The organism is Providencia sp. 6390 (assembly GCF_058148425.1).
Genome location: NZ_JBYVYL010000001.1, coordinates 755,713 through 782,558 on the forward strand (window position 1 = coordinate 755,713; position 26,846 = coordinate 782,558).

At 40.1% G+C, this 26,846-nt stretch carries 25 protein-coding genes and 1 other annotated feature; of the genes, 11 read left to right on the plus strand and 14 right to left on the minus strand.

Features of this window, described 5'->3' with window-relative positions; all coding sequences use genetic code 11:
• Positions 1 to 58 precede the first annotated feature (58 nt).
• The gene (locus tag AC3Z9T_RS03685; RefSeq protein ID WP_490124842.1) at positions 59 to 790 is read left to right on the plus strand and encodes a TonB family protein; all 732 of its coding nucleotides are present in this window, start codon (positions 59 to 61) and stop codon (positions 788 to 790) included.
• A 72-nt stretch (positions 791 to 862) separates the two neighbouring features.
• Here the strand turns inward: AC3Z9T_RS03685 and yciA are convergent, their stop codons facing one another.
• On the minus strand, positions 863 to 1,279 hold the full coding sequence (gene yciA / locus AC3Z9T_RS03690; RefSeq protein WP_490124843.1) for an acyl-CoA thioester hydrolase YciA: 417 nt from the start codon (positions 1,277 to 1,279) through the stop codon (positions 863 to 865).
• Positions 1,280 to 1,557: 278 nt separating this feature from the next.
• Between yciA and AC3Z9T_RS03695 the strand changes: the two genes are divergently transcribed.
• Entirely contained in the window at positions 1,558 to 1,752 is a 195-nt protein-coding gene (locus AC3Z9T_RS03695) for a YqaE/Pmp3 family membrane protein (protein WP_490124844.1), read from the plus strand.
• Positions 1,753 to 1,811: 59 nt separating this feature from the next.
• On the opposite strand, the gene AC3Z9T_RS03700 is transcribed toward AC3Z9T_RS03695, so the two are convergent.
• Positions 1,812 to 2,369, minus strand: coding sequence for a septation protein A (locus tag AC3Z9T_RS03700; protein WP_490124845.1), 558 nt, complete (start codon positions 2,367 to 2,369; stop codon positions 1,812 to 1,814).
• A gap of 227 nt (positions 2,370 to 2,596) precedes the next feature.
• Between AC3Z9T_RS03700 and AC3Z9T_RS03705 the strand changes: the two genes are divergently transcribed.
• Positions 2,597 to 4,351 (plus strand): SulP family inorganic anion transporter, encoded by a 1,755-nt coding sequence (locus AC3Z9T_RS03705; RefSeq protein ID WP_490124846.1) that lies wholly within the window; start codon positions 2,597 to 2,599, stop codon positions 4,349 to 4,351.
• Between the two features lie 56 nt (positions 4,352 to 4,407).
• On the opposite strand, the gene AC3Z9T_RS03710 is transcribed toward AC3Z9T_RS03705, so the two are convergent.
• The gene (locus AC3Z9T_RS03710; protein ID WP_490124847.1) at positions 4,408 to 5,160 is read right to left on the minus strand and encodes a YciC family protein; all 753 of its coding nucleotides are present in this window, start codon (positions 5,158 to 5,160) and stop codon (positions 4,408 to 4,410) included.
• A gap of 411 nt (positions 5,161 to 5,571) precedes the next feature.
• On the opposite strand from AC3Z9T_RS03710, the gene ompW reads away from it, so the two are divergent.
• Positions 5,572 to 6,210 (plus strand): outer membrane protein OmpW, encoded by a 639-nt coding sequence (gene ompW, locus AC3Z9T_RS03715; RefSeq protein ID WP_490124848.1) that lies wholly within the window; start codon positions 5,572 to 5,574, stop codon positions 6,208 to 6,210.
• A 279-nt stretch (positions 6,211 to 6,489) separates the two neighbouring features.
• On the opposite strand, the gene AC3Z9T_RS03720 is transcribed toward ompW, so the two are convergent.
• From AC3Z9T_RS03720 to AC3Z9T_RS03750, 7 genes are all read right to left on the minus strand, one after another.
• A complete protein-coding gene (locus AC3Z9T_RS03720; protein ID WP_490124849.1) occupies positions 6,490 to 6,804 on the minus strand; it encodes a BON domain-containing protein in 315 nt (104 codons plus the stop codon).
• A gap of 239 nt (positions 6,805 to 7,043) precedes the next feature.
• Entirely contained in the window at positions 7,044 to 7,850 is an 807-nt protein-coding gene (gene trpA, locus AC3Z9T_RS03725) for a tryptophan synthase subunit alpha (protein WP_490124850.1), read from the minus strand.
• Positions 7,850 to 9,040, minus strand: a complete 1,191-nt coding sequence (gene trpB, locus AC3Z9T_RS03730) for a tryptophan synthase subunit beta (RefSeq protein ID WP_490124851.1) — start codon at positions 9,038 to 9,040, stop codon at positions 7,850 to 7,852. The genes trpA and trpB overlap by 1 nt, the downstream gene beginning before the upstream one ends.
• Positions 9,041 to 9,105: 65 nt before the next feature.
• Entirely contained in the window at positions 9,106 to 10,464 is a 1,359-nt protein-coding gene (gene trpCF / locus AC3Z9T_RS03735; protein ID WP_490124852.1) for a bifunctional indole-3-glycerol-phosphate synthase TrpC/phosphoribosylanthranilate isomerase TrpF, read from the minus strand.
• A gap of 1 nt (position 10,465) precedes the next feature.
• Positions 10,466 to 11,467: an anthranilate phosphoribosyltransferase gene (trpD, locus tag AC3Z9T_RS03740; protein ID WP_490124853.1), complete on the minus strand. Its 1,002-nt coding sequence runs from the start codon at positions 11,465 to 11,467 to the stop codon at positions 10,466 to 10,468.
• A gap of 21 nt (positions 11,468 to 11,488) precedes the next feature.
• Complete coding sequence (locus tag AC3Z9T_RS03745) at positions 11,489 to 12,097, minus strand: glutamine amidotransferase-related protein (protein WP_490124854.1); 609 nt, start codon at positions 12,095 to 12,097, stop codon at positions 11,489 to 11,491.
• Positions 12,097 to 13,671 (minus strand): anthranilate synthase component 1, encoded by a 1,575-nt coding sequence (locus AC3Z9T_RS03750; protein ID WP_490124855.1) that lies wholly within the window; start codon positions 13,669 to 13,671, stop codon positions 12,097 to 12,099. Before AC3Z9T_RS03750 ends, AC3Z9T_RS03745 begins: the two co-directional genes overlap by 1 nt.
• A gap of 27 nt (positions 13,672 to 13,698) precedes the next feature.
• Positions 13,699 to 13,799, minus strand: a sequence feature (Trp leader region).
• Between the two features lie 167 nt (positions 13,800 to 13,966).
• On the opposite strand from AC3Z9T_RS03750, the gene rnm reads away from it, so the two are divergent.
• The 4 genes from rnm (at position 13,967) to AC3Z9T_RS03770 (ending at position 17,868) form a co-directional block, all read left to right on the plus strand.
• The gene (gene rnm / locus AC3Z9T_RS03755) at positions 13,967 to 14,839 is read left to right on the plus strand and encodes an RNase RNM (RefSeq protein WP_490124856.1); all 873 of its coding nucleotides are present in this window, start codon (positions 13,967 to 13,969) and stop codon (positions 14,837 to 14,839) included.
• Positions 14,840 to 15,118: 279 nt separating this feature from the next.
• A complete protein-coding gene (locus tag AC3Z9T_RS03760) occupies positions 15,119 to 15,739 on the plus strand; it encodes an L-threonylcarbamoyladenylate synthase (protein ID WP_490124857.1) in 621 nt (206 codons plus the stop codon).
• A gap of 137 nt (positions 15,740 to 15,876) precedes the next feature.
• Entirely contained in the window at positions 15,877 to 16,794 is a 918-nt protein-coding gene (gene rluB, locus AC3Z9T_RS03765; RefSeq protein WP_490124858.1) for a 23S rRNA pseudouridine(2605) synthase RluB, read from the plus strand.
• Positions 16,795 to 16,959: 165 nt separating this feature from the next.
• On the plus strand, positions 16,960 to 17,868 hold the full coding sequence (locus AC3Z9T_RS03770; protein ID WP_490124859.1) for a hypothetical protein: 909 nt from the start codon (positions 16,960 to 16,962) through the stop codon (positions 17,866 to 17,868).
• A gap of 35 nt (positions 17,869 to 17,903) precedes the next feature.
• Here AC3Z9T_RS03770 and cobO read toward each other — a convergent pair whose 3' ends face one another.
• Both cobO and AC3Z9T_RS03780 read right to left on the minus strand, forming a co-directional pair.
• Positions 17,904 to 18,494 (minus strand): cob(I)yrinic acid a,c-diamide adenosyltransferase, encoded by a 591-nt coding sequence (cobO, locus tag AC3Z9T_RS03775; RefSeq protein ID WP_490124860.1) that lies wholly within the window; start codon positions 18,492 to 18,494, stop codon positions 17,904 to 17,906.
• A gap of 4 nt (positions 18,495 to 18,498) precedes the next feature.
• Positions 18,499 to 19,263 carry a YciK family oxidoreductase gene (locus tag AC3Z9T_RS03780; RefSeq protein WP_490124861.1) on the minus strand — a complete coding sequence of 255 codons (765 nt, stop codon included), beginning with the start codon at positions 19,261 to 19,263 and terminating at the stop codon, positions 18,499 to 18,501.
• 180 nt (positions 19,264 to 19,443) lie between these two features.
• Between AC3Z9T_RS03780 and sohB the strand changes: the two genes are divergently transcribed.
• A complete protein-coding gene (gene sohB, locus AC3Z9T_RS03785; protein ID WP_490124862.1) occupies positions 19,444 to 20,490 on the plus strand; it encodes a protease SohB in 1,047 nt (348 codons plus the stop codon).
• Between the two features lie 91 nt (positions 20,491 to 20,581).
• Here the strand turns inward: sohB and AC3Z9T_RS03790 are convergent, their stop codons facing one another.
• Complete coding sequence (locus AC3Z9T_RS03790) at positions 20,582 to 20,830, minus strand: DUF2498 family protein (protein WP_490124863.1); 249 nt, start codon at positions 20,828 to 20,830, stop codon at positions 20,582 to 20,584.
• A gap of 290 nt (positions 20,831 to 21,120) precedes the next feature.
• Between AC3Z9T_RS03790 and topA the strand changes: the two genes are divergently transcribed.
• Both topA and sodC read left to right on the plus strand, forming a co-directional pair.
• The gene (gene topA, locus AC3Z9T_RS03795; RefSeq protein WP_490124864.1) at positions 21,121 to 23,715 is read left to right on the plus strand and encodes a type I DNA topoisomerase; all 2,595 of its coding nucleotides are present in this window, start codon (positions 21,121 to 21,123) and stop codon (positions 23,713 to 23,715) included.
• A 257-nt stretch (positions 23,716 to 23,972) separates the two neighbouring features.
• Positions 23,973 to 24,497: a superoxide dismutase [Cu-Zn] SodC gene (gene sodC / locus AC3Z9T_RS03800; protein ID WP_490124865.1), complete on the plus strand. Its 525-nt coding sequence runs from the start codon at positions 23,973 to 23,975 to the stop codon at positions 24,495 to 24,497.
• Positions 24,498 to 24,676: 179 nt separating this feature from the next.
• On the opposite strand, the gene AC3Z9T_RS03805 is transcribed toward sodC, so the two are convergent.
• Positions 24,677 to 26,710, minus strand: coding sequence for a M13 family metallopeptidase (locus AC3Z9T_RS03805; RefSeq protein WP_490124866.1), 2,034 nt, complete (start codon positions 26,708 to 26,710; stop codon positions 24,677 to 24,679).
• Between the last annotated feature and the right edge of the window lie 136 nt (positions 26,711 to 26,846).

The following is a 26,846-nucleotide window of genomic DNA, read 5'->3' on the forward strand; positions in this document are numbered from 1 at the left end:
TTTAAACTATCATCCATATTCTTTAGGTTTGTTTACTGTCTTAGGGTAGAAAATTCTTATGCGTTGGATCCGTTGGCCTCTTATCATCATCATTTCATTGGCTATTCATGCAGGGTTGGCTATGGCATGGATTTTTAATCAGCCCAAAATGACACCAGTTGTCGAACCTATGACTGTCGCAATGGTCGCCTTTGAGACAGATGAGCCTGCCGTTGAGCCTGTTGCCGCGAAACCTGAACCCGTTGTTGAGCCTGAACCTGAGCCAGAGCCTGAGCCTATTGTTGAACCTGAGCCTGTAGTAAAACCGGCTATCGTGCTGGAGAAAAAGCCAGAAGTTAAGAAAAAGCCAAAACCTAAGAAAGAAGAAAAGCGTGAAATTAAGCACGATCCTAAACCTGTCGATAAGCAACTTGCGAAAAGTGATTTAAAACCATTATCCGATCTTAATACCGCCGCGCCGAAATCAACGGCAAATGTGACGGCGAAAAATACTGGCGCAACTAGTAATCAGTCAACAAGCCAGAGAGGGCCAAAAGCGCTTCGTAAGCAAGCTCCACCGTATCCTGAACGTGCTCGCCGTTTGGGGAAAGATGGTTATGTTAAGGTACGTTATGATATCGATGAAGATGGGCGTGTAACGAATATTGAGTTTGTTGAAGCTTCACCTAAAGGTTTATTTGAACGTGATGTGAAACGTGCAATGAACCGTTGGGCATTTGAAAAATTACCAGCTAAAGGTTATATCACTGAAATTTATTTCAAAATTGATGGGACAGTCAGCCAAGTTTAATTTATTCAATTTAACAAATAAAAACGCCCTCAAACATAGTTGTGAGGGCGTTTTTATATTAAGCTAAAAAAATCATTCAGTGCTTTCTAGTTGAAAGTGTTGTTTATCTTTTGGTAATTCACGAGCTGTGTTGTCATCGTTTACAGCAACATAGGTAAATACGGCATCAGTTGCGCGATAGCGTTGCCCAACCGGCTCTGTAGCCACTTTTTTGACCCACACTTCTATATTGATAGTGATGGAGCTTTTCCCTGTTTTTAAGCAGCGTGCATAGCAGCAAACGACGTCACCAACTGCAACGGGTTTTTGAAATTTAATCCCATTTACCGCAACCGTTACAACACGGCCAAGGGCAATTTCTTTTGCTAATATTGCACCGCCAATATCCATTTGAGACATTAACCAGCCGCCAAAGATATCACCATTTGCATTGGTGTCAGCTGGCATGGCTAAAGTCCGTAAAACTAATTCCCCGTTAGGTAATTGCATAACAAGCTCTTTTATATAGTCATGATCAAATTCGAGCTAATCATAAACTAGAACTACGCTAGCAGTCACGATGAATCATTATTGGTTAATTCTATTGCTGCGAAATGCATCAATTTACATTGATAATGTTTAATGAATTGAAGTATTGAAGAGTAAAGTATTGGTAAATAGACTAAAGATATTCAAAGATGGTGTCAAAAGTGTTTTTTGCGTTATATATTGCAGATTAGCTACCTATAACATTGTTAGGTATCCTACCACTAGCGTTGGGAGATAAAATGAGATTAATACTTGCTATATTATTACCTTGGTTGCAATTTTTTACCATCGGTCGCCCATTCGCAGGCATTATTTGTCTCGTTCTACAGTTTACTTTGATTGGCTGGCTTCCTGCTGCAATTTGGTCGGTGTACGCATTGTCACAGTACAATACAGATAGAAAAATTGAACAAGCACTAGGACGAGAGCGCTAATGTGCGCATAAAAAAACCTGCGACAGCAGGTTTTTTTATGGTATGTGATAACAGAATGATTATTTATTTTCTTCAGGGTGGTGTTCTTTAGCCATGTTTTTATAGATATACACCACACTTAAAACGGTAAAAATCAACGTACCTGCAGTTAAGCCAAACACTTTAAAGTTCATCCAAGTATCAAGGGATAACCAAAAAGCGATGTAAACATTAAGTGCAGCACAGATAATAAAGAAAATAGCCCATGCACTATTCAATTTAGCCCAATGACTATCAGGCAGTTTGATTTCTTGATTGCTGCCAAGCATTCTTTGGATCAGCGGTTTCTTGGTAAACCACTGGCTAATGAGTAATGCTAAAGCAAATAAAGCATAAATAATAGTCACTTTCCATTTGATAAAGGCATCACTGTGGAAAATGAGGGTTAAAGAGGCAAAAACCATCACAATCAGGCAAGTGATTTTAGCGACTTTTTCAACCTTTTTATAGATAAGGTAAGTTGCGAGCAAAGCAAGTGGTGTTGTGACGAGTAAAGCACCACTGGCATAGAAAATGTCATAAGTTTTATAGACAATGAAAAAAATGACCAGAGGGATAAAATCAATAAGTTGTTTCATAACAGTGGATACCACAGCCTCACATAAAGATAATAGGGTAGTTTAACCGATTTTCGCGCTAATTGTTAAAAGTTTGCTTCTTTTTACCAATAAACACGGCTTGTTACCAATCATATTTGCACTATTTTACTTTTATTTGAGTTAAGAGATAGATAATCTTTGATACTTCAGATATATATAATGTCTGAAGTAATTTAACATATTAATTTCTAGAGAATTTTCTAACAATGATAAAGGCAAGACTGTTTGTCTGGATGCCCGGTTTAGCGACACTATTTAACTATCGTATCGCAGACTTTGGCCCTGATGTTAAAGCGGGTTTATCTGTTGCAGCGGTTGCATTGCCTGTAGCTATTGCTTACGCCGAATTAATGGGAATTAATGCGATTATAGGTTTATACGCTTGTATTTTTCCAATGATCATTTATGCATTATTCGGTACATCAAGACAATTGATTATTGGCCCTGATGCTGCAACCTGTGCCGTTATTGCAGCTGCAGTTAGCCCATTGGCAATGGGAGATGATTCGATTCGTTGGCAATTGATCATCGTAATGAGTTTTATGACTGGTCTGTGGTGTTTAATCGCGGCGAGATTTAGGCTTGGAACTTTTGCTGATTTTCTGTCCCGGCCGATCCTACAAGGTCTTTTAAATGGGGTAGCGTTAACCATTATTTTAGGCCAATTAGGTAAAATATTTGGTATTACGACATTACCGAGTGGTTTTATTGAACTGTTGATTGCGTTTCCTAGCTCATTATTAAGTACCCATATCCCTACCTTGTTAATGTCACTTGGCACGTTAGCCATCATTATTGTGATTAAACGAGTGAGAAATATGTGGCCATCGTTATTAATAGCGATGCTTTTTGCGACGTTAGTTAGTTACGTTTTTGATGTGGAAAAATATGGTATTAGCATTGTGGGTGACTTAGGTGGTGGTCTTCCTTTTATTCCTATGCCACAGTTTAACCCTGCATTAATGCGTGACTTGATCACGCCTTCGCTAAACTTAGCTGTCATTAGTTTTGTAAGTTTTATGATGACGGCACGTAGTTTCGCGAGCAAAAACGGTTATACCGTCGATGCAGATCAAGAATTGCGTGCATTAGGTATGGCAAATATTGCATCTGCGTTTTCGCAAGGGTTTGCTGTGAGTGCGGCGAGCAGTCGTACCGCTGTGAATGACATGATGGGCGGTAAAACACAATTAGTATCAATCGTTGCCGCTTTGGCTATTTTAGCCGTTCTCCTATTTTCAGTTGATTTACTTGGTTATATCCCAATGCCTGCATTAGGTATGGTGTTGATTGTATCGACATGGTCGTTACTCAGTGTCCGCAGTATTTTTTCAATGCGTAAACGTAATAAAGAAGCGTTTACGCTGTGTATTTTTACACTTGGTGCAGTACTTATTTCTGGTTTGATAAATGGGGTTGGCTTAGCTGTTTTGTTAGGTTTACTGCAATTTATCCGAGTTATTTTTCGCCCAACCGATCAGTTGTTAGGTGTTGATGAACAAGGCATGTTGCATTCAATGTCAAAAGATAATGATATCCAGCCTGTTGAAGGGGTGCTTATTTATCGATTTAATTCACCGTTGACTTATTTTAATGTGAATTACTTTAAAGAGAGGCTGAATAAACATATCGATAATCAACCTAAAAGGCCTGCGTGGGTGATTGTTGATGCAGCCGTTAGTTTTACCCACAATGATGTCAGCGTATTCTCTGCATTGAATGATATTGTCACAGCATTAAAAGCCAAGGGTGTGACGTTAGTATTGGCAGGGCGAAGAACATCAATAAATCGCTGGCTAGAAAAAAATAAAATTAACCGTTCAGATGATGATTTGCTGGTAGTTCCCGATATTTATTTTGCGATCCGTTTGATTCAAAGTAAGCAGCAAATTCAGCAAAAAGAAATTGAAGAGACAGAAGAGCAAGCCGCTATCACTCAAGTCGAGCCTGATGAATCTTAAATCGCTGAAACAAAAACTGCACCCAACGGTGCAGTTTTTTATGGCCTATATAAAGGTTACTTTTGGGTAATCAACATATAAAGACGATAGAAATAAATTAGAGCAAATGCCGCAATAATATTATTTATCAGGAATGAAACACCGTTGGCGACGATGTGATTCATCTGAATACTGCTGACCAGTAAGCTGACTAGCATTTGTGAAGCCATCCAAATTAATACCATTGGTAATGCTAAACGCCAATTTGCGTAGGCCATTTTCCAGCTTTTGCCCATCGCGTTGAATGGGTTAACATTTTCATTGATTAAGATAGCAGGCGCTAAAGAAAAGCCTATCGCCAATACAATTCCAGGAAACACCATGATAGTGATGCCTAATTGAACCAGCAGAGAGCACACAACTAACAGCAAAAACATCGAAGGTGCTTTAGGGAGAGAAGCTAATAGGGCCTGAGCGCCTGTCATTTCTTCCCCTCGAGATAACCCTGAAATGTAAGCTAAAACACCACAAATCAATATCAAACTACCGAAGGTAACAGAAAGGATTAGTCCAAAAGAAACGCGTAAGATACTACTTTTTTCTTCTTCAGATAGCCCTTGAACCCAATGTTGTAGCCCTGAATTTCCTGCATCAATAAATTGAGACTGTGCATCGACTAAGACTGAAATCATTTGAGCGTTTGGGATCATCATCGAATAGATGATGACACTGACGACCGTTGCTAACAATACAATTGTGGATAGGCCACCCAACTGATTCTTAAAAAAGTTAACACTATCACTAATAAGTGAGTTGGCCGAAATGGACATGAAACTGCTCCTATCTACAAAGGGTAAAATTTTTAGCTGATTGTAACTGAGTATCTACCTTATAGGTAGAGAAAGTTCAGAAAAGACGTGGTGTTAGTCGCAAAGAGTAAGTAGGAATACAAATTTTGTACAAATGATAATTAAGGAATAATACCTAATTACTTATAAGGTGTATTTTAAATATAATTTATTGGTTGAGTAATATTAAAATATTGGAACTATTTTTTATTTTTATACGTATCTAATAAAAATTGATTTAAATCAAAAATAAAAAAATCACAAATGAAATAATAAATTAACTCTAGTCAGATTACGCCTTTTTTATTAAAAGATGTGATCTTGATTTGAACATTAAATAAAATTAAAGGGTATATTTCACCCAAATAAAAAAACATAGGAATGGGATTGATAATGAAAAAACTCACTGCGCTTGTCTTAGCTGCTGCAACATTGGCTCCAGTTGCTTCAATTGCTCACCAAGAAGGCGATTTTATTTTCCGTGCAGGCACTGCAACGGTTCGTCCAAATGCAGGTTCTGATCAAGTATTAGGTGGCCTAGGTCACTTTAATGCCAATAATAATACTCAATTAGGTCTGACATTCAGCTATATGGTTACCGATAATATCGGTGTGGAATTATTAGCTGCAACTCCATTTGAGCATAAAGTTAGTTTAGGCGAATTAGGCAATATTGCGACAGTTCATCATTTACCACCAACGTTGATGGCGCAATATTATTTTGGTAGCAAAGAAGATAAATTACGTCCTTATTTAGGTGCTGGTATTAACTATACATTCTTCTTTGATGAGAAATTCAACTCAGGTGCAAAACAACTCGGTTTGAGCGACCTTGACTTGTCTAGTTCTTGGGGCTTCGCAGCACAAGCAGGTATGGATTACATGCTGACTGAAAACTGGATGTTAAACGCCTCTCTGTGGTGGATGGATATTGATACGGACGTTAAATTTAAATTTAATGGCGAGCAGCAAAAAGTTGATACTCGTCTTGACCCATTCGTATTTATGTTTGGCGTAGGTTACCGTTTCTAATTGAATTTAGCAGGATGCAGTCTGATATTAAATGGATGTAAATGTCGTAGAAGATCCGAGAATATTATTCTCGGATTTTTTTATTATTAAACCAGTAAATACTCGGTTATTAAATAATTTAATTTCTGAATTACATTGGTTTCTAATATGAATAAAACTTATTCTTAACGGCGATAAAACATATTGGTAACAATTTTTATAAATTAAAGAGTGCTGAAATGGTTACAATAAAAATATCAGCCCAATTAGGGCTGATATTTTTAGCTTGAAATGAAAATGTTAACGTATTTTCATAGAGTCAATAACAGATTGGACGCCTTTTACATTACGAGTTGTTTCAATCGCTTTATTCGCACTAGCTCTAGAATCAACAAAACCACTTAATTGCACTCGACCTTTAAATGTTTCAACACTAATTTGTGTCGATTTTAAATCTTTCTCAGCAAGCAGGGCTGATTTAACCTTAGTTGTAATTACTGTATCATCAATATAACCGCCAGTGCCTTCTGTTTTAGCAGTAGGTGCACAAGCAGCGAGTGTGAATGCCATAAAAGTGGCAACAAGTAATGTTCCAACAGATTTTAACAATTTCATCCTTTCTCTCCTAACGTGTCAAACTGCAAATTTATTGATTGTTAAGTTATCCAGCAAGAGTTGCTATTCATCCTTCAGGTCGTAATCATCACAAAGCAAATGATTATCACTGATAACTTTAGTATCAGTAGAAATAGAAAAAAATTCAACTTAAAGAAATAAGTAAAGTGGTCTAACTAAGATAAAAATAAGATGATCCGCCATACAAAGTATGGCGAATAATAATGAGATATGTGAAATTACTTTAAGGTAGCAGCCTTCATGTTAGTCACAAACTGGGTTAACTCAGCAAGCATAGTATCAGGGCGCTGTAAGTGATTTTCGATGATTTTGACTACCGCTGAGCCTGAGATTGCACCAGCTGCACCATTGGCAATGGCTTCGGTAACTTGAGCTGGCTCTGAGATACCAAAACCTTGCAGTGCTGGAGCAGCATGGTATTGTTTCAGTTTATTGATGAGGTTAGTCAGCGGCATTTGAGCTCGTTGTTCTGTGCCTGTCACACCCGCACGCGATAATAAATAGGTGTAGCCTTGACTATATTCACCGATTTCTTTGAGTAGTTGATCATCACCATTTGGTGGGCAAATAAAGATTGGCGCAATGCCATGAGCTAAAGCAGACTCACGAAATGGCCTTGATTCACGCATTGGAACGTCTGCAACGAGTACTGAATCAATGCCAGCTTGTTGGCAGCGTGCATAAAAATTATCAATACCATTACTAAAAACAAGATTTGCGTAAACGAGTAACCCAATTGGCATATCAGGGTGTTTTTGACGCACTCGTGCTAATAATTCAAAACAGAGTGTTGGCGTGATATCACTCTTAAATGCTCTTAGATTAGCATTTTGAATCGTTGGACCATCGGCAAGAGGATCAGAGAATGGAATACCAATCTCTAAGGCATCGGCACCACCTGCAATTAATGCATCAATAATTTTCAGGGAAAGTTCTGCATCAGGATCACCTAATGTGACGAATGGAACGAAAGCACCTTGATTAATACGGTTTAAACGTTCAAAAAGTTGAGTATAGCGTTCCATTAGATCTCTCCCTTACTTTTCAAAATATCATGCACAGTAAAAATATCTTTATCACCACGACCTGACAGGTTAACAATCAGCAATTGTTCCTTATTTGGCTCTTGCTCAGCCATTTTGAGTGCATAGGCGAGGGCATGTGAAGATTCAAGAGCAGGAATAATTCCTTCTTTACGTGACAATAGTTTGAATGCAGTTAATGCTTCATCATCAGTAATTGAAACATAGTCAGCACGACCAATACTATTCAAATGAGCATGTTGTGGCCCAACAGATGGAAAATCGAGACCTGCAGAGATCGAATAAGACTCTTCAATTTGTCCCTCATCGGTTTGCATCATCGGCGATTTCATACCGAAATAGATGCCAACGCGGCCATGTTTCAGAGGTGCTCCATGCTGCCCTGTTTCAATTCCTAATCCTGCAGGCTCAACACCAATCAGACGCACATCCTCTTCAGGGATAAAAGATGCAAACAGACCAATGGCATTAGAGCCACCACCGATACAAGCGATTACAGCATCAGGTAAACGACCTTCTTTTTCTAAAATTTGCTGTTTTGCTTCGTCACCAATCATGCGTTGGAAATCACGTACAATTGTTGGATACGGGTGAGGACCCGCAGCTGTTCCTAGTAAATAGTGGGCTTTTTCATAGCTACCAGACCAGTCTCTAAGTGCCTCATTGCAGGCATCTTTTAGCGTTGCTGAGCCGCTGTGCACGGGGATCACTTCAGCGCCCATGAGCTTCATACGAAAAACGTTAGGCGATTGGCGCTCAACATCTTTCGCACCCATATAGATACGGCATTTCATATTTAGCAGTGCGCATGCTAAAGCCGTTGCAACACCGTGTTGTCCAGCGCCTGTTTCAGCGATGATTTCATTTTTACCCATACGTTTTGCTAATAAGGCTTGGCCTAATACTTGGTTAGTTTTATGAGCGCCACCGTGTAGCAGATCTTCACGTTTTAAATACAGCTTAGTTTTCGTCCCTTCTGTGAGGTTACGACATAAGGTTAACGCAGTAGGACGACCTGCATAATTTTTTAGTAAATCATGAAATTCAGCTAAAAACGCGGGATCATTTTGAGCATCAATAAAAGCATCTTCCAGTTGGTTAAGCGCTGGAATTAAAATTTCTGGGACATATTGCCCACCAAATTCACCAAAGTAGGGGTCTAGTTTGCTCATTTTATTTATCTCTTAATTTCTATTCTGTGATGCGTATTTTGTTCAGTTTCTAATATGCTTGTTGATTAAGCGAGTGAACTGAATACCTGATTAATCTTTTGTTCGCTTTTAATGCCTGGCTCGATTTCAACACCCGAATTAAAATCTAACCCATCGCACAGTAGTTGGGCCGCTTGGCGACAATTTTCGGCATTTAGCCCACCAGCCACCATGACACGAAACTTACTGTCTGTTGGGATCATCTGCCAATCGAAAGTTTGACCGCTGCCACCACGACCATTATCAAGTAACAGAAGGTCAATAGGTTGCTCATCGAACTGACTAAAGTCAGGTTGCGACATATTAACGGCTTTCCAAATTTCGCAGTGTGCAGGTAAAGTTACACGTAGTGTTTGTACATAATCGGCATCTTCATCACCATGCAGTTGTACCGCTGATAATGCAAGCTGTTCGACTATATGGGTAACAAAGTCAGCAGACTGATCACGAAATACGCCAACATATTTCAGTGGAACGGCGTGGACAATTTGTTTAGCCTGTGACAGTGTCACTTTTCTAGGCGAGTTTTCTGCAAAAATGAGTCCGCCATAAGTTGCTCCTGCCATAAGTGCTGCCTTGGCATCTTGTCCACGGGTTAAACCACATACTTTATGTTCACCCGTCAACAGGTTACGCAAGGCTTTACCAATATCCGCTTGTTCCATTAATGCACTACCAATCAGAAAGCCATTAGCAAATTCACTCAACGATTGAATATGTTGATGGCGGTGAATACCTGATTCGCTAATGACGATAGTCCCTTCTGGCAGTTGTGGTGCGAGCTGACGAGTGCGATTTAAATCGATAGAAAGATCGCGTAAATCACGGTTGTTTATGCCTACCACTCGTGCTTTAAGTTTAATTGCTCGTTCAAGTTCTTCTTCGTTACTGACTTCTGTCAGTACACCCATATTTAATTGATGGGCAACTTTGGCAAGGGCAACATATGCTTCATCGTTAAGTACTGATAGCATTAATAAAATTGCATCAGCCTGATAGTGCCTTGCAAGATAGATTTGGTAGGCATCAACAATAAAGTCTTTGCATAATACGGGCTGCTTAACGGTATTACTGACAATCGTCAGATATTCCATATTGCCTTGGAAATATTTTTCATCAGTCAACACTGAGATAGCAGATGCATAAGGTGCATAAATATTTGCAATCACAGCGGGATCAAAATCAGCTCTAATTAATCCTTTTGAAGGCGATGCTTTTTTACATTCCAGTATAAAAACAGGGCGTTTAGCTGACAGTGCTTCATAAAAACTGCGGCTTGATGGTGTTATTGTGTCAATAAAGCTCTCTAATGGTTGTTTAGCTTTGCGCTCAACAAGGTAAGCTAGTTTATCATCAACAATTTTTTGTAATACAGTCGCTTTCATTTTATTGGTTCCTTGAAGCTAGTGCGGTGACTCGGTCAAACGCGCTACCACTACGAATAATATTCAGGGCGTGTTCGCTATTTTGTTTTAAATCTTCATGGCCATTAATACGCATTAGCATGGCAACATTTGCGGCAACCGCAGCTTCATGCGCTGGTTTTCCGTGACCCTGTAACAGATTGGTAAGTAAAATACGGTTTTCATCAGGCGTACCACCTTCTAAGTCAGACAATTGATAAGGCTGTAAACCAAAATCAGTCGCATTCAGTTGATAGAAGGAAAGAGTACCTTGATTTAACTCGGCAACCTGCGTTGTTGCATGAAGAGAAACTTCATCCATACCTCCACTGTGTACCACAGCAGCGCGAGTAAAACCAAGCATTTGTAATGTTTTTGCTACAGGTTCTACTAATGACTCTTGATACACGCCGATCAAGGCAATTGGTGGGCGAGCTGGATTGATCAATGGACCTAACACATTGAATAGTGTTCGAGTTTTTAATTGAGTGCGTACTGGTGCTGCATGACGGAAGCCGCTGTGATATTGTGGCGCAAATAAGAAACAAACGCCTAACTCATCAAGAGCATCGCGAGCACTTTGTGCGCTTAAATCAAGTGATATGCCAAAAGAGGCTAACAAATCGGAGGAGCCTGAACGGCTCGAAACACTACGATTACCATGTTTAGCAACTTTGATCCCTGCTTGCGCAGCAACAAAGGCACTGGCTGTTGAAATATTGATGCTGTTTGCACCATCACCACCAGTACCCACAATATCACTGAATTGATAATCAGGGCGTGGGAATGGTTGGGCATTTTCAAGACAAGCTAATGCCGCACCGGCGATTTCTTCTGGCTGCTCACCACGCATTTTCATGCTGACTAACACGCCAGCTAATTGGGCTTCAGTTAATTCACCACGAATAATGGCATTAAACAGTTGTTGGCTTTCTTGTTGTGTTAATGTTTGAGCGCGAAATAATTTATCGAATATAGTTTGCATAATTAGGTTCTCTTTTCCCTGTTAAAGCGATGGTGTTGTCGTGCAAATTGGGCTCGAAAGCGCCCATTTCACCGTTTTTTCGAGTAAAATCGCTCCTTGAGTTGTTAAGATAGACTCAGGGTGGAATTGAAAACCGCAAATGCGATCTTGATCACTACGCACTGCCATTACCATGCCATTTGATTGCGCACAAATAGTGAGTTGTTCAGGAACTTGGCTACCGACTAAAGAGTGATAACGTGCTACTGGTATTGGATTATCTAAACCACTAAACATTGCTTGTTGGTCATGGGTCGCCATGGATGATTTACCATGAAGGATTTCCCCTGCCGCAGATACATGTCCACCATAAGCCTCAATAATGGCTTGATGACCTAAACAAATGCCTATCACAGGGATTTTGCCGATGACTTTCTGTAAAACTTCAGGCATACAGCCTGCATCACTTGGTTTGCCTGGCCCCGGTGACAACACTAGTAGAGGCGATTCCATTTGGTTCAAAACAAATAAAATATGCTCTGTGCTGACGGTATTACGATAAATTACTACTTGGTGACCACCTGAACGTAATTGATCCACAAGGTTGTAAGTAAAGGAGTCAACGTTATCGAGTAATAAGATGTTCGCCATTAGAATAACTCCTCTGCTTGGTGGGCTTGGGCGATTGCGCGGATCACAGCGCGAGCTTTGTTTCGTGTTTCATCGGCTTCTCCTTGTGGAGATGAATCAAGTACGACCCCTCCGCCTGCTTGAACGGTTGCCATTCCGTTTTCAACATAGGCGGAACGGATCACGATGCAAGTATCAAAGTCACCTTTGCCTGTGAAATAACCGACTGCACCACCATAGGAGCCACGGCGCTCTTGTTCATATTCAGCTATCAATTGCATTGCACGTACTTTTGGTGCGCCTGTAAGCGTTCCCATATTCATACATGCCTGATAAGCATGAAAAATATCTAAGTCAGCGCGTAACGTACCAACAACATGCGAAACCAAATGCATGACAAATGAATAGCGATCAACTTTGGTTAAGTTTGCAACGTAACGGCTACCGGCCTCACAAATACGAGCTAAGTCATTACGAGCTAAATCAACTAACATAAAATGTTCAGCTAGCTCTTTGTGGTCAGTACGCATTGACAGTTCTATGCGGCTATCAAGATCTAAATCAATAGCACCTGAAGCATCACGACCACGAGGGCGTGTACCCGCGATTGGGTAGATTTCAACCTTACGGTTGCTTGAACTGTATTTCAGGGCACTTTCTGGTGATGCACCAAATAGTGAGAAATCGCTATCTTGCATGAAAAACATATAAGGACTTGGGTTTTGTGCCTTGAGTTTTTGATAAGCAATTAATGGATAAGGGCAAGGCATCGAAAATTTACGCGAAGGAACTACTTGGAAAATATCACCACGATATATAGCTTCTTTCATGGAATTAACTACAGCGCCATATTGCTCATCACTTTTATTGGTGTGAACGGTAAACGCATCAGCTGTGCCTAATGCAAGCGGTGACAAAAATGGGCGGCAGGCTGAAATAATTTCATCATGACGTTGCTTAACGGTTTGCTGTTGTTCAGCATCATCAGTAAAGAAACAGCTTTTCAAACGAGCAGCTTGGTTTTGATGGTCGATCACTAAATAGTGTTCAGCCACAAAAAAACAGTAGTCAGGGCAATTATTGATCGTTTTTGTTGTGGGTAATGATTCAAAACTGGCAATTAAATCATATGCAAATAGTCCCCCAACAAACAAGTTTTCAGGCTGTTGTGTACTTGCTTGTGCTAGTGCCGGTAATAACCTTAGAACATCTAAACAAGACGAACTTTTTAAGCGACTGTCTTCATCTAGTTCATTGCTTGGTTGGTTGAAGCTGATGGTTAAATGTTGCGCCGATAATTCACATTGTTGTGCTTTATCTGCTAATTGCTTTGCCATGATAGGGAGCAGGTTCTCACCATTTGGGGTTAGTGCTTCGATTTCAACGCGTTGACCAAATGCGCGAATGCGTAGGGCGCTTTCTACGATCAATAGACTTTGTAAATTGGCTTTGCTATTGATTTCTGCGGACTCTAATAGCATGGTCGCAGGAACATCCTGACAGAGATGGTTAAACAGCAAGGTTGGATCTTGCTGATAGTTAATTGGGCTATCCAGAAAACTAAAATGTGCTAATGTTGTGTTTTGGTTATTCATTTTGTTGCCTTTTAACGATTTTTAGACATAAAAAAACCCGCAGACTAGGGCGGGTTTAGCACTGAGGCATATCAAATCTATGCGTGTGCGTCTTCCGCCCAATTTGGGAAGTTACGCCACCAACGATTTGATAAATTGATAACTGCCATACAGTGCCTCTCTGGATAATCAAATTAATGTCGGCATCATTGCCGTCTTGTGTACTAGTAAACTGGATCGCATTAGTTGTGTCAAGTAGTTTATTATTTATATTCAGGAAAAGTATCCCATAATTGGAAAAGGAGATAGTTACCTTATGTCACAATTTTCGAGCTCATTGATGACACGATATGATTTGCACTGCCATACCACCGCCTCAGATGGTGAACTTGCACCTGCAGATGTGATCGAAAGGGCAATCGAAATGGGAGTGAATGTTCTTGCTATCACCGATCATGATACTTGTGAAGGGGTTATCAGCGCTCGTGAATATCTTTTGCAAACTCAGCGACCATTAGCATTGATTAATGGTGTTGAGATTTCCACAATGTGGGAAAATATGGAAATTCATATTGTTGGGTTAAATTTCTCAACAACAGCACCTGCAATGGTGCAGTTATTAGATAAACAATCGGCATTACGTTTAGAGCGCGGCATTGAAATGGGGCGCCGATTAGAAAAGGTTGGTATTCCTGATGCATGGGAGAATGCATCAAAAATTTCGGCTGGTGGGCAAGTGACCCGCGCTCACTTTGCTCAGTATTTAGTAAAGATTGGCAAAGAAAAAAATATCAATAATGTTTTCAAACGTTATTTATCTAAAGGCAAAATGGGCTATGTTCCTGCAAAATGGTGCACCATTGAAGAGGCCGTCGATGCCATTCATCGCTCAGGGGGAATTGCTGTTCTGGCACACCCTTCTAAGTATCAATTATCCAATAAATGGCTTAAACGTTTGGTGACTTATTTTAAAGATTGTCAAGGTGATGCGATGGAAGTTTCCCATTGCCAACAAGCACCGAATGAAAAGCAATATCTTGCTGAACTAGCACGATTGAACGATTTGAAAACCTCCGTTGGATCTGATTTTCACCGACCATGCTCTTGGATTGAATTAGGGCGTAATTTATGGCTTCCCGACGATGAACAGGCTGTTTGGACGTTGTGGAGTGAGACAAAAATGATATAGCACATTGTTATACTCGTCATATTTCAAGTTGCAGTAGAGGTATAAGTGATGTTGTTCACTGACGCCAGTCACAGTATTTCTATATGCCTAGGGACTCGTTCGCTTGTCGCCTCTAACTGCCCTGAATTATTTAGAGTATATATTGCCAATGCGGTGTAGAATACCCTCAATGAAAGAGGCTGCGTCAGTTTTATTGATGCATTGTCATTTGCGAGTAGATAGTGCCATTTTCAGGTTTTTACCGGATGATGCTGTCAATAATAAAGATCCGAGGTCTGTATGAGTCAGTTTTTTTATATCCATCCGGATAACCCACAACCGCGTTTAATTAGTCAAAGTGTTGAAATTTTAAATCAAGGTGGCGTGATTGTTTATCCAACCGATTCTGGGTATGCGATTGGTTGTCGACTAGAAGATAAAGATGCGTTACAACGTATTTGCCGTATTCGTAAACTGGATGCGAACCACAATTTTACCTTGATGTGCCGTGATCTGTCTGAACTCTCAAATTACGCACATGTTGATAATAGTGCCTTTCGTTTAATCAAAAATAATACACCGGGTAATTACACCTTTATCCTTCAGGCGACCAAAGAAGTACCACGCCGTTTAATGAATGAAAAACGTAAAACGATTGGTTTAAGAGTTCCAGCAAATCCCATTGCTCGTGATTTATTGGAAGCAGTGGGTGAACCTCTGATGTCAACCAGTCTCATTATGCCTGGAGATGATTTCACTCAGTCTGATCCTGAAGAAATCCGAGACTTACTTGGTAAGCAGGTCGATTTGGTTATTCACGGTGGTTATATTGGTCAAAAGCCAACCACAGTGATTGATCTGACCGATGATTCGCCAGTTGTTGTACGCGTTGGTACAGGCGACCCATCACCGTTTGAATAAGCCTTGTTAACGAAAGGATTATTAATAGGGGATCCTTGTAAACCTGTGTATAATGCGCAGGTTTTCTAATTCATTATTTTTTGTGGCATGTCACAAAAAATTATTTGACGCCTGTGAAGGCGACATTTGAGGGTTATATGAGCGCTAAACCGCAAAAAACTGAGAAATTACAAAAAATTCTTGCCCGCTCTGGGCATGGCTCCCGTCGCGAAATCGAAGCCTTTTTGAAAGAAGGGCGCATCAGTGTTGATGGCAAAATGGCTACACTGGGTGATCGCATTGAGGTTAAGCCTGCGACTAAAATTCGTATGGATGGCCGTATTCTGACAATTAAAGAGCCAGAAAAAGAGATTTGCCGTGTTATGGCATATTACAAGCCTGAAGGAGAATTATGTACTCGTCATGATCCCGAAGGTCGCCCAACCGTATTTACTCGCTTACCTAAATTAGTTGGTGCCCGTTGGATTGCAGTAGGCCGCTTAGATGTGAATACTAGTGGGTTGTTATTATTTACCACCGATGGTGAATTAGCCAACCGTTTAATGCACCCTAGCCGTGAAGTTGAACGTGAATATGCGGTACGTGTATTTGGTGAAATCACTGATGCAAAAATTCGTCAGTTAACCCAAGGTGTACAATTGGAAGATGGCCCTGCTGCATTCAAAACGGTTTCATACCGTGGCGGTGAGGGAATGAACCAATGGTATAACGTCACCTTAACGGAAGGCCGTAATCGTGAAGTTCGTCGCTTATGGGAAGCTGTAGGTGTACAAGTGAGTCGTTTGATCCGTGTTAGGTACGGTGATATTGACTTACCAAAAGGTTTACCTCGAGGTGGTTGGACGGAATTAGGGCTCGAACAAACCAACTACTTAAGAGAATTGGTTGAGCTTGAAGTCGAAACAGAATCTAAAGTTGCGGTTGAACGTGACCAACGACGTATTAAAGCGAATCAGATCCGTCGGGCGGTTAAACGTCATTCACAAGTGGCTGCAAGACCTGCGTCAAAACGCCAGTCATCACGACCAACGGCTAAACGTCGCACTCGTATCTAAAATAATTTTATTATTATCTTATTTTTAAAGGTTATGAAGTGATTCATAACCTTTTTTATTAATTTTAGTAATGTTTTTGTCACAAAAACATGAAAACATAATTGAGAATATTCTGTATTTGCGATACTTTATTTATTGGTAGTAGTAAAACAGGTTTCATTGGATATGAGTGGGTTTCGATTAATACAGGCTATTGTAGCGTTTAGCTTAGGATTCGGTTTAAGTGGTTGCGAAGGTAATCAAACAATAGCACCTGAAAGCGGGCGTTTTTATTTTACTAATGATTCCTCTGATAGTTTCATATTTCTAATCGATTATCAGCCTGTTGTGATCCCTCAAAAGAGCACTGGGAGCATTTTTCTTAACCCAGGTTTTCATACCATGACAACTGAAACGGGGAAAATGGTCCAGTTTATTGTTTACCCGGGCAATAAAGGCGGAATTCTTAATCCTGCCCAACAATTCTATTATGCTTATGACTTTATTTATGGGACTGAAGGGATCCCTGCTGTTTACCATTTAAATAAACAGTCCTTAGTTATTGATGGCTATGAATTGAGAGGGCGAATTAATAGTAGCAATGATTATATTATTGATAATAATGTGTTTAATTGCGATGTAGCTGTAGGTGAATCAGTCCCTGAGGCATTCGTCAGTTCGACTGCGGTAAGCCAAGTCAAAACCAAATGCTTAACTCACAAAGAATTAGTGGATTTGATTAGTCGCGAAGATGTTTTGCTTTCGCAGCTAAGAATTAAAAAATTAATTAATGATGAGATGCAATCTGCCACTATGCACTTCAATTATCCGCTTTCTCAACCTAATTTTTCAGATGAGATATTGCAAATGTATGCCCTTGATATTGTGTGCCTAATTGATAACTTTCGCCACTCTTTAGACCCTCAGAGAAAGTCGTTTTACTACAACCAATATCACGATAAGATCTCTAATATGGCGGTGATTTATAGTCGTATGGGAAGTGATAAGCGTTCACAGCTTGAAAAGCGTAAATATGCGAAGTTTATGCAACAGACCCAAGCCATTTTTGGCGCAGGTACGCTGATGTATAATTAATGTCGCTGATGCACCTTGTGCACCAGCAAGTAAACTCACCAATCAATGCCTTTTTGCGCTTTAATTCCTGCATCAAAAGCATGTTTCACTGGTCGCATTTCTGTTACGGTATCCGCTAAACTGAGCAAATCACGATGACATCCACGGCCCGTAATAATCACTGATTGGTTTTCAGGGCGATTCTCCAAGGCATCAATTACTTCGGCTAGTGGTAGATAGTTATAGCTAACCATATAAGTCATTTCATCTAGTACCACTAAATCTATCGATGGATCAGATAATAATTGGCGTGCATGTTGCCAGGTTTCAAGGCAGGCGAAAGTGTCAGCTTCCTTGTCTTGGGTTTCCCATGTAAAACCTGTTGCCATCACGTAAAAAGGCACCCCATGTGGCTCAAGTAATTCACGTTCACCATTATCCCAACTGCCTTTAATAAATTGTACCACCGCCGCTTTTTTCCCATGACCGACCGCTCGGCAAACTGTACCGAAAGCTGCTGTTGTCTTACCTTTACCATTTCCAGTAAAAACCAGCAAAATACCACGTTCTATTTGAGCGGATTCAATGCGAGCATCAACTTTTTCTTTCAGGCGCTGTTGGCGTTGTTCATGTCGGCTTTGAGACATAGGATTACTCCGTTATATTGATATTGCGGGCAGGTTGAGCATCAAAACTGATCCCTGTTTTGCGCAGGCTATCATCACTCATGACATATAAATAGATTGGCATAATGTCGGCAGGTGTTTTGATAGTCATTGGATCTTCATTTGGTGCTGCACTAGCGCGCATGTTAGTTCGTGTTCGTCCTGGATTGATACAGTTAACACGCAAACTGCTGTTTTTATACTCTTCAGATAAAATTTGCATTAAGCCTTCAGTGGCGAATTTTGAGACTGAGTAGGCTCCCCATTCTGCACGACCTTTTTTACCTACACTTGAACTGGTAAATACTAAAGAAGCATTCGGTGCTTTAAGTAATAAAGGAAGTAAAACTTGAGTGAGCATAAAGGCACCGTTGACGTTGACTTGCATAACATCATGCCACTCACCAACAGGTTGTTCTATAATAGGACTCACGGCACCTAATAGGCCTGCACTGTGTAAAACGCCATCAAGGTAAGCATGCTTTTGGGCGATACTTTGAGCAAGGTCAGTGTAGTCTTGATGGGAGGCAGTTAACAAATCTAATACATGAATATCGGCAATTTTACCTGTCAGCTTTTCAATTTCTTGCTGGACAGCTTCAAGTTTATGTAAGGTTCTGCCAATGAGGATCAAAGATGCGCCGAATCGGGCATAGGTTAATGCAGCTTCACGGCCAATGCCATCACCGGCTCCTGTCACTAAAAGGGTTTTGCCACTTAAGAGGTCCTGTTTGGGTTGATAGTGGAGCATGGTAATTTTCCTATCTTTTTTGTTAACATGGTGAGATATCATCGCATCGATTACGGTGATTAGCCAATTTGATGTCAAAATTTAAGTAACATTACGATAAAAGCAGCGTTATTTTACTGGTTGTTTCACTGCAATCATGAGACTATTTTTTATCAAGATTAATATCAGAAGGATGATTTTGTGGAGTATTTTTCTCTGTATGGACTATTTCTAGCCAAAGTCGTCACAATCGTGGTGGCGATTGTTGTGCTTGCCGTTTTTGTATTTGGTGTTGGAATGCGTCGCCAAGGTGGCCGAGGTGAACTTAAAATCACCGATTTAGGTGAAAATTACCGTGAACGTCAACGTCAAATGCAGCAAGTTAAAATGAACGATGCTGAGCATAAAGCTTGGTTAAAAGCGTTTAAAAAGCAGCAAAAAACAAAAGAAAAAAATGAAAAAGCAGGGGCTAAAACAGGTCAAACGGCGGTTAAAAAGCCCTGTTTATATGTCTTAGACTTTAAAGGCAGTATGGATGCGCGTGAAGTTAGCGCTTTAAGAGAAGAAATCAGCGCGGTACTTGCGGTTGCTGATCAACACGATGAAGTATTACTGCGTCTGGAAAGCCCTGGTGGTGTGGTGCATGGTTATGGCTTAGCAGCATCTCAGCTTTCCCGTTTGAAAGAGAAAAATATTCCGTTAACAGTGGCTGTTGATAAAGTGGCTGCAAGTGGTGGATATATGATGGCATGTATTGCAACAAAAATTGTTGCTGCTCCATTTGCTATCTTGGGTTCAATTGGTGTGGTAGCACAAGTTCCAAATATTTACCGTTTACTCAAAAAACATGATGTTGATGTTGAGCTGCATACAGCGGGTGAATATAAGAGAACGTTAACCATGTTAGGTGAAAACACTGAGCAAGGCCGCAAAAAATTTGTTGAAAACCTCAATGAAACGCATGAGCTATTTAAGCAATTTGTCCATCAAAACCGACCTTCGCTAGATATTGATTCTGTTGCAACAGGCGAGTATTGGTATGGCACTCAGGCGCTTGATAAAGGTTTGATTGATGAGCTTGGTGTGAGTGATGATATTATTATCGCTTCAATTGATACTAAGGAAATTGTAGGCATTCGCTATACGCAAAGTAAGAAAATGCTAGAGCGTTTTACGAGTAGTGTGTCTGAAAATGTAGATAAATTGTTATTGCGCTGGTGGCAGCGTGGTCAAAAACCTTTTATGTAAATAAATTGAGACTTGGTTTCTCGCAAATTATCTATTTCATATCTATTATTAATTACCGGCTGATAGCCGGTAATTTTTTAGCTAGGTGTTGTTACTTAAGGTGATATTGTTCTGACAATAGATGTGATAAATGTTTGTACATATTGAAAGCAGCGGTGCTTTTTGCAGTTGGAATACCATTATCATCTAAAAAGAATTCACCTTTAAACACTAAAGTGCCGCGATGTTGTTCCACCGTGTCAACAAACATACCATGAATGTAGTCTTCATGTTTCCTTATGATCTCATTAGCTTTTTCAAGAAGTTCGTTTTGTGTTATAGATTGGATATCATCGTGCATAAGTTAGCTCCCTTAAGAAAATAATTGGTTGCGTCTCGCATTTTATCAGGTAGAGTGTGTGCTTTTCGTTGGCAATAATTAGTTATTATACGGCTAAAATCAGTCAGCTAGAACACTTTGTGTTCTTTTTAGCATAGCGTGATTAGCTTTGTAGTTTTTGCTTAAACGCAAACAATTTAAAGAAATTATATTGATATATTGCAATTGTGCCGCAATATAAAAAAGAGATTTTCATTTTGTGCATTTTAATGTAGAAATGCGCCATTGTAGAAATTTAGGTAAAGGTAAATATGGGTAAAGCTCTTGTTATCGTGGAGTCCCCGGCAAAAGCCAAAACGATCAATAAGTATCTTGGCAGTGGCTACGTTGTAAAAAGCAGCGTCGGCCACATTCGTGATCTGCCGAAAAGCGGGTCCGGCTCACAAAAGAGTACAGGCTCATCTACCGACAAAACTAAAAAGGTTAAAAAAGACCCACAAACTGCGTTAGTGAAGCGTATGGGGGTTGATCCTTACCATGGTTGGAAAGCGAACTATCAAATTTTGCCCGGTAAGGAAAAAGTCGTTTCTGAATTACAAGCTTTGGCGGCAGATGCAGACCATGTCTATCTTGCGACGGATCTTGACCGTGAAGGGGAAGCCATTGCGTGGCATTTACGCGAAGTGATTGGAGGGGATGATTCCCGTTTCAGTCGTGTCGTGTTTAACGAAATTACTAAAAATGCGATCAAACAAGCGTTTGAAAGCCCAGGTGAACTGAATATTGACCGGGTCAATGCGCAGCAAGCACGCCGTTTTATGGATCGCGTGGTTGGTTACATGGTATCGCCTTTATTATGGAAAAAAGTGGCTCGTGGTTTATCTGCGGGGCGCGTACAGTCAGTTGCAGTGCGCTTGATAGTTGAGCGTGAACGTGAAATTAAAGCGTTTGTGCCTGAAGAATACTGGGAGCTTCATGCCGATCTCTCTGATAAAGATATCACTGCATTGCGTATGGAAGTTACCCATCGACTCGGTAAGCCTTTCAAACCCGTGACCAAAGCTGAAACGGAAGCTGCGGTGGGTTTGTTAGAAAAAGCACGTTATCAAGTTGTCGATCGTGAAGACCGACCAACGTCAAGCAAACCAAGTGCACCTTTTATCACATCAACATTGCAACAAGCGGCAAGTACCCGTCTTGGCTTCGGTGTGAAAAAAACGATGATGATGGCTCAGCGTCTTTATGAAGCAGGTTACATTACTTATATGCGTACTGACTCAACCAATTTGAGCCAAGATGCATTGAATATGGTTCGTGGTTATATTAGTGACAATTTTGGTGAAAAATATCTACCAAAAGACGTCATTGTGTACAGTAGTAAAGATAATTCACAAGAAGCGCATGAAGCGATCCGTCCTTCCAGTGTTGATGTATTAACTGACTCACTGAAAGATATGGAAGCAGATGCTAAGAAACTGTATCAATTGATTTGGAATCAATTTGTAGCCTGTCAGATGACACCTGCAAAATATGATTCAACCACACTGACAGTGAAAGCGGGTGATTTTGAGCTTAAAGCAAAAGGTCGAACTCTGCGCTTTGATGGTTGGACACGAGTCATGCCTGCATTGCGTAAAAATGATGAAGACAAAACATTACCACCAATCCAAGTGGGTTCTGAGTTGTCGTTAGTTGAACTGCTGCCAAGCCAACACTTCACTAAACCACCTGCGCGTTTCAGTGAGGCATCATTGGTTAAAGAGTTAGAAAAGCGGGGGATCGGTCGTCCATCAACCTATGCAGCTATTATTTCAACGATCCAAGATCGTGGCTATGTTAAAGTTGAAAACCGCCGTTTCTATGCTGAAAAAATGGGTGAAATCGTTACTGATAGGTTAGAAGAAAACTTCAATGACCTCATGAACTACGATTTTACCGCCCGTATGGAAAACCAGCTCGACCATGTTGCTAATCATGAAGCAGAATGGAAAGCAGTATTGGATGAGTTCTTCTCCGATTTTAGTAAGCAACTCGATGTTGCTGAAAAAGAACCTGAAGAAGGCGGTATGCGTACTAACCCAATGGTGATCACGTCAATTACTTGTCCTGATTGCGAACGCCATATGGGGATCCGTACCGCGTCAACGGGTGTCTTCCTTGGTTGTGAAGGTTATGCGCTACCACCGAAAGAGCGTTGTAAAAAAACCATCAACCTTATTCCAGAGCATGAGGTTCTGAATATTCTTGAAGGGGATGATGCGGAAACCAACGCGTTACGCGCGAAGCGTCGTTGTCCTAAGTGCGGAACTGCAATGGATAGCTACGTTGTCGATAACCAACGTAAATTGCATGTATGTGGTAACAACCCAGCTTGTGAAGGTTATGAAATCGAAGAAGGTGAGTTCCGCATTAAAGGTTACGATGGTCCAGTGGTTGAGTGTGATAAATGTGGTTCTGAAATGCACCTAAAAACAGGTCGTTTTGGTCCTTATATGGGTTGCACCAACGAAGAGTGTAAAAACACTCGCAAGATCTTAAAAAGTGGTGAAGTTGCACCGCCAAAAGAAGATCCAGTACCACTACCTGAATTGCCATGTGAAAAATCAGATGCTTATTTCGTTTTACGTGATGGTGCTGCTGGGGTCTTCCTTGCTGCCAACACGTTCCCGAAATCACGCGAAACACGTGCGCCATTGGTTGAAGAATTACAGCGTTTCAGAGAAAGATTGCCAGAGAAATTAGCGTACTTAGCTGATGCACCAGCAAAAGATCCTGAAGGTAACCCAACTGTGGTTCGCTTTAGCCGTAAGACGAAACAGCAATATGTTTCCTCAGAAAAAAATGGCAAAGCAACCGGATGGAGTGCGTTTTACGTTGATGGTAAGTGGGAAGTCAAAGACAAGTAATTGTTATTACTCTCACTGAAACTATAAAGGCGATAGGAGACTATCGCCTTTTGTATTTCTACCTTGTTTACAATCTAGAGATCTATCACCACATTATTTTGCTTATACCTCTTGATGAGGAACTGTCTTAAAAACCTACCTATTTATGTTAATGCTCTATTTATGCTGTTAACTGCAAAACAATTCAGTGTGTGTTTGCTATTCTGTATATAGCTATTATTTATAAGCGACATGACACGGCCACAACTGGAGGTTGAATGAAATTCAAAATATGTTTATTAGCAGGTTTGCTCACGGCATTCGCAGCCAATGCAGCTGAAAAAACGGTAGAATTGAAAGAAGCAACAGCACAAGGTGAAGGAAAACCAATTGGTGAGGTTGTGATCTCTGAAACCGATTATGGGTTAGTATTTACACCAAAACTAACGGGGTTAGCGCCTGGTGTACATGGGTTCCATATCCATGAAAATCCTAGCTGCAATGCAGGTGAAAAAGACGGCAAAATGGTTCCTGCATTAAAGGCAGGTGGACATTTAGATCCTGAAAAAACAGGGGTGCATAAAGGCCCTTATGATAAAACAGGGCATTTAGGTGATTTACCGGGGCTAGTTGTTGATGCTAAAGGTAATGCAGATTATGCAGTGTTAGCGCCACGCTTAAAGGACCTTAAAGCGGTAGAGGGTCATGCCATTATGGTACACGTAGGGGGCGATAATTATTCTGATCATCCTGAAGCATTAGGCGGTGGTGGTGCTCGTATGGCCTGTGGGGTTATTAAATAAAAATACTGTATATAAAAACAGTTTTATTTGAAATCGGCTAATACGTTAACTTTATTAAAAAGGCGCTGAATAACTCAGCGCCTTTAATTTATTGAAAATAAAATGTTATTTATTTTTATCAACAAGTAGGTATCGATTTACCTAATAACTGTATAAATATACAGTTATGGCTGTTTTCGTTACCAAATACGAATACGTTGCTCCGGTTCTAGGTACAATTTATTGTTTTTATCAACGCCAAAGGTTTGATACCACTCATCCATATTGCGTACAACACCATTTGCACGGAATTGGTTTGGACTATGTGGGTCAGTGAGGATTTTGTTACGTTCAGATTCTTTGTTCGACAATTCTTGCCATGTTCTTGCCCAAGAGATAAAGAAGCGTTGTAGCCCAGTTGTTCCATCAATAATTGGTGCTTCGCCATTAGGATAGTTTTCTTTCACAAATTGCTTATAAGCACTTAGGGCGATATTAAGTCCACCTAAGTCACCAATATTTTCACCTAACGTTAATTGACCATTCACTTTTTGGTCATCAACAGTGAAACCATCATATTGTGCGACTAATTTGTCAGTTTTCTGTTTAAAATGTTCTTTAGCGGTGTCACTCCACCAATTACGTAGTTGGCCTGTACCATCGTAAAGGCTGCCTTGGTCATCGAACCCATGACCCATTTCATGGCCGATAACCGCTCCGATAGCACCATAGTTGTAGGCTGGGTCAACATTAGGATCAAAGAATGGTGCCTGTAATATTGCAGCAGGGAAGACAATTTCATTTTGTACAGGGTTGAAGTAAGCATTGATGGTTTGAGGCGTCATTCCCCATTCCCATTGACGTACTGGCTGACCAATTTTGCCCATATCATCGTTATAAGACCAACTAAGCATTTGCTTATAGTTATTAATCAAATTATCAGGCTTTAAATTAATATCACTAAAATCATGCCATTTATCAGGGTAGCCAACCTTAACGGTAAATTGATCGAGTTTTTTGAGTGCTTCTTGGCGAGTTGGCTCATCCATCCAATCATTTTTTGCTAATCGCGTCTTAAATGTGCCCCTTACATAGCTGACTAAATCAGTAATTTTTGCTTTGGATTCAGGATTAAAGTACTTCTCAACATAGATTTGCCCCATAGGTTCGCCTTGTAAGCGATTAACGGTTTCAAGGGCACGTTCTTTACGAGTTCTTTGTTTCTCAACACCATTTAATTTACGTGAATAAAAGTCAAAACGAGCGTCAGAATAGTCGCGATTTAAATAAGGAGCTTGGTCACTTAAATAATGGAAACGTAAATAGTCTTGTAGTGTTGATACTGGGGTATTAGCGTAAATTTTAGCGAGTTGTTCAACAGCACTATCACTTTCAACAATAATTTTATTCAACTGTTTGTTTGAAAGCTGCCACTGATTAATAAAACTATTCCATTCGAACCCTTTAGTGAATTTTTTCATTTCATCTAACGTCATAGGATGGTAATTCTTAATAGTGTCACGACGTGCTTCAGGGCTCCAATGGACTTCAGCCATTGATTTTTCTAGGTCAAAAATTTGTTGTGCTTTTTTTTCTACATCTTTTTCACCGGAGAGTTTTAAGATCGTTGCTATATAGGCAATATAGTTTTTGCGGATCTCTTCCATTTGCGGTGTTTTGTCTAGGTAATAATTGCGATTTGGTAAACCTAAACCACCTTGACCAAGATATAAAACATAGGTATCAGGTTGTTTAGCATCAAGATCAACCCAATAAGAAATAAATGGGGTATAAGCAGGTTGAGCCATTAACTTATTTATATCATTGTGATTTTTTGCACTGCTGATGGCATCAAGATCGCCTTTGAGTGGTGCGATGCCTATTTTTTCAATTGCATCTTCATTTAAGTAACTTTTATAGAGATTACGAATATTACGTTGATTATGATTGAGAGCGCTTTCAGGTGTATTTTGTAATTCATCAATAATCGTTTGTAGCTGTTTTTCTGTATTTAGGTACAGTTCAACAAATGAGTTGATCCTTGGCATACCGGTTGGAATTTTGGCTTTACTGATCCAATCCTGATTCACATAACGATAAAAATCATCCCCTGAAACGATATTATCAGATAATACAATCTTTTGATTTCCATAGGAAACTTCTTTCGCATGGAGGGAAGGTGCCATAGCAATCGTTGACATACCAATTAACAGCGCCAATATTTTTTTCTGCATGTAATATCCTCTCTTCTTAATTTCCATTTTTGCCAAACCTTTAAGTACTTATTCAATCATAGATCGTGAAACGTGGGTTGTATCTTTTCATTTTCTTACTAATTTCATATATGAATCATTTCAGCATAAATTAACT

Excerpts from the sequence above, each read along its gene's own strand:
- topA (WP_490124864.1), top strand. The coding sequence starts at position 21,121 with ATGGGTAAAGCTCTTGTTATCGTGGAGTCCCCGGCAAAAGCCAAAACG.
- AC3Z9T_RS03780 (WP_490124861.1), bottom strand. The coding sequence starts at position 19,263 with ATGCTCCACTATCAACCCAAACAGGACCTCTTAAGTGGCAAAACCCTT.
- AC3Z9T_RS03750 (WP_490124855.1), bottom strand. The coding sequence starts at position 13,671 with ATGAATAACCAAAACACAACATTAGCACATTTTAGTTTTCTGGATAGC.
- AC3Z9T_RS03760 (WP_490124857.1), top strand. The coding sequence starts at position 15,119 with ATGAGTCAGTTTTTTTATATCCATCCGGATAACCCACAACCGCGTTTA.
- sodC (WP_490124865.1), top strand. The coding sequence starts at position 23,973 with ATGAAATTCAAAATATGTTTATTAGCAGGTTTGCTCACGGCATTCGCA.
- trpA (WP_490124850.1), bottom strand. The coding sequence starts at position 7,850 with ATGGAACGCTATACTCAACTTTTTGAACGTTTAAACCGTATTAATCAA.
- AC3Z9T_RS03770 (WP_490124859.1), top strand. The coding sequence starts at position 16,960 with ATGAGTGGGTTTCGATTAATACAGGCTATTGTAGCGTTTAGCTTAGGA.
- AC3Z9T_RS03700 (WP_490124845.1), bottom strand. The coding sequence starts at position 2,369 with ATGAAACAACTTATTGATTTTATCCCTCTGGTCATTTTTTTCATTGTC.
- AC3Z9T_RS03710 (WP_490124847.1), bottom strand. The coding sequence starts at position 5,160 with ATGTCCATTTCGGCCAACTCACTTATTAGTGATAGTGTTAACTTTTTT.
- AC3Z9T_RS03790 (WP_490124863.1), bottom strand. The coding sequence starts at position 20,830 with ATGCACGATGATATCCAATCTATAACACAAAACGAACTTCTTGAAAAA.
- rluB (WP_490124858.1), top strand. The coding sequence starts at position 15,877 with ATGAGCGCTAAACCGCAAAAAACTGAGAAATTACAAAAAATTCTTGCC.
- AC3Z9T_RS03685 (WP_490124842.1), top strand. The coding sequence starts at position 59 with ATGCGTTGGATCCGTTGGCCTCTTATCATCATCATTTCATTGGCTATT.
- trpD (WP_490124853.1), bottom strand. The coding sequence starts at position 11,467 with ATGCAAACTATATTCGATAAATTATTTCGCGCTCAAACATTAACACAA.
- trpB (WP_490124851.1), bottom strand. The coding sequence starts at position 9,040 with ATGAGCAAACTAGACCCCTACTTTGGTGAATTTGGTGGGCAATATGTC.
- AC3Z9T_RS03805 (WP_490124866.1), bottom strand. The coding sequence starts at position 26,710 with ATGCAGAAAAAAATATTGGCGCTGTTAATTGGTATGTCAACGATTGCT.
- trpCF (WP_490124852.1), bottom strand. The coding sequence starts at position 10,464 with ATGAAAGCGACTGTATTACAAAAAATTGTTGATGATAAACTAGCTTAC.
- cobO (WP_490124860.1), bottom strand. The coding sequence starts at position 18,494 with ATGTCTCAAAGCCGACATGAACAACGCCAACAGCGCCTGAAAGAAAAA.
- ompW (WP_490124848.1), top strand. The coding sequence starts at position 5,572 with ATGAAAAAACTCACTGCGCTTGTCTTAGCTGCTGCAACATTGGCTCCA.
- AC3Z9T_RS03745 (WP_490124854.1), bottom strand. The coding sequence starts at position 12,097 with ATGGCGAACATCTTATTACTCGATAACGTTGACTCCTTTACTTACAAC.
- AC3Z9T_RS03720 (WP_490124849.1), bottom strand. The coding sequence starts at position 6,804 with ATGAAATTGTTAAAATCTGTTGGAACATTACTTGTTGCCACTTTTATG.
- AC3Z9T_RS03695 (WP_490124844.1), top strand. The coding sequence starts at position 1,558 with ATGAGATTAATACTTGCTATATTATTACCTTGGTTGCAATTTTTTACC.
- rnm (WP_490124856.1), top strand. The coding sequence starts at position 13,967 with ATGTCACAATTTTCGAGCTCATTGATGACACGATATGATTTGCACTGC.
- yciA (WP_490124843.1), bottom strand. The coding sequence starts at position 1,279 with ATGCAATTACCTAACGGGGAATTAGTTTTACGGACTTTAGCCATGCCA.
- AC3Z9T_RS03705 (WP_490124846.1), top strand. The coding sequence starts at position 2,597 with ATGATAAAGGCAAGACTGTTTGTCTGGATGCCCGGTTTAGCGACACTA.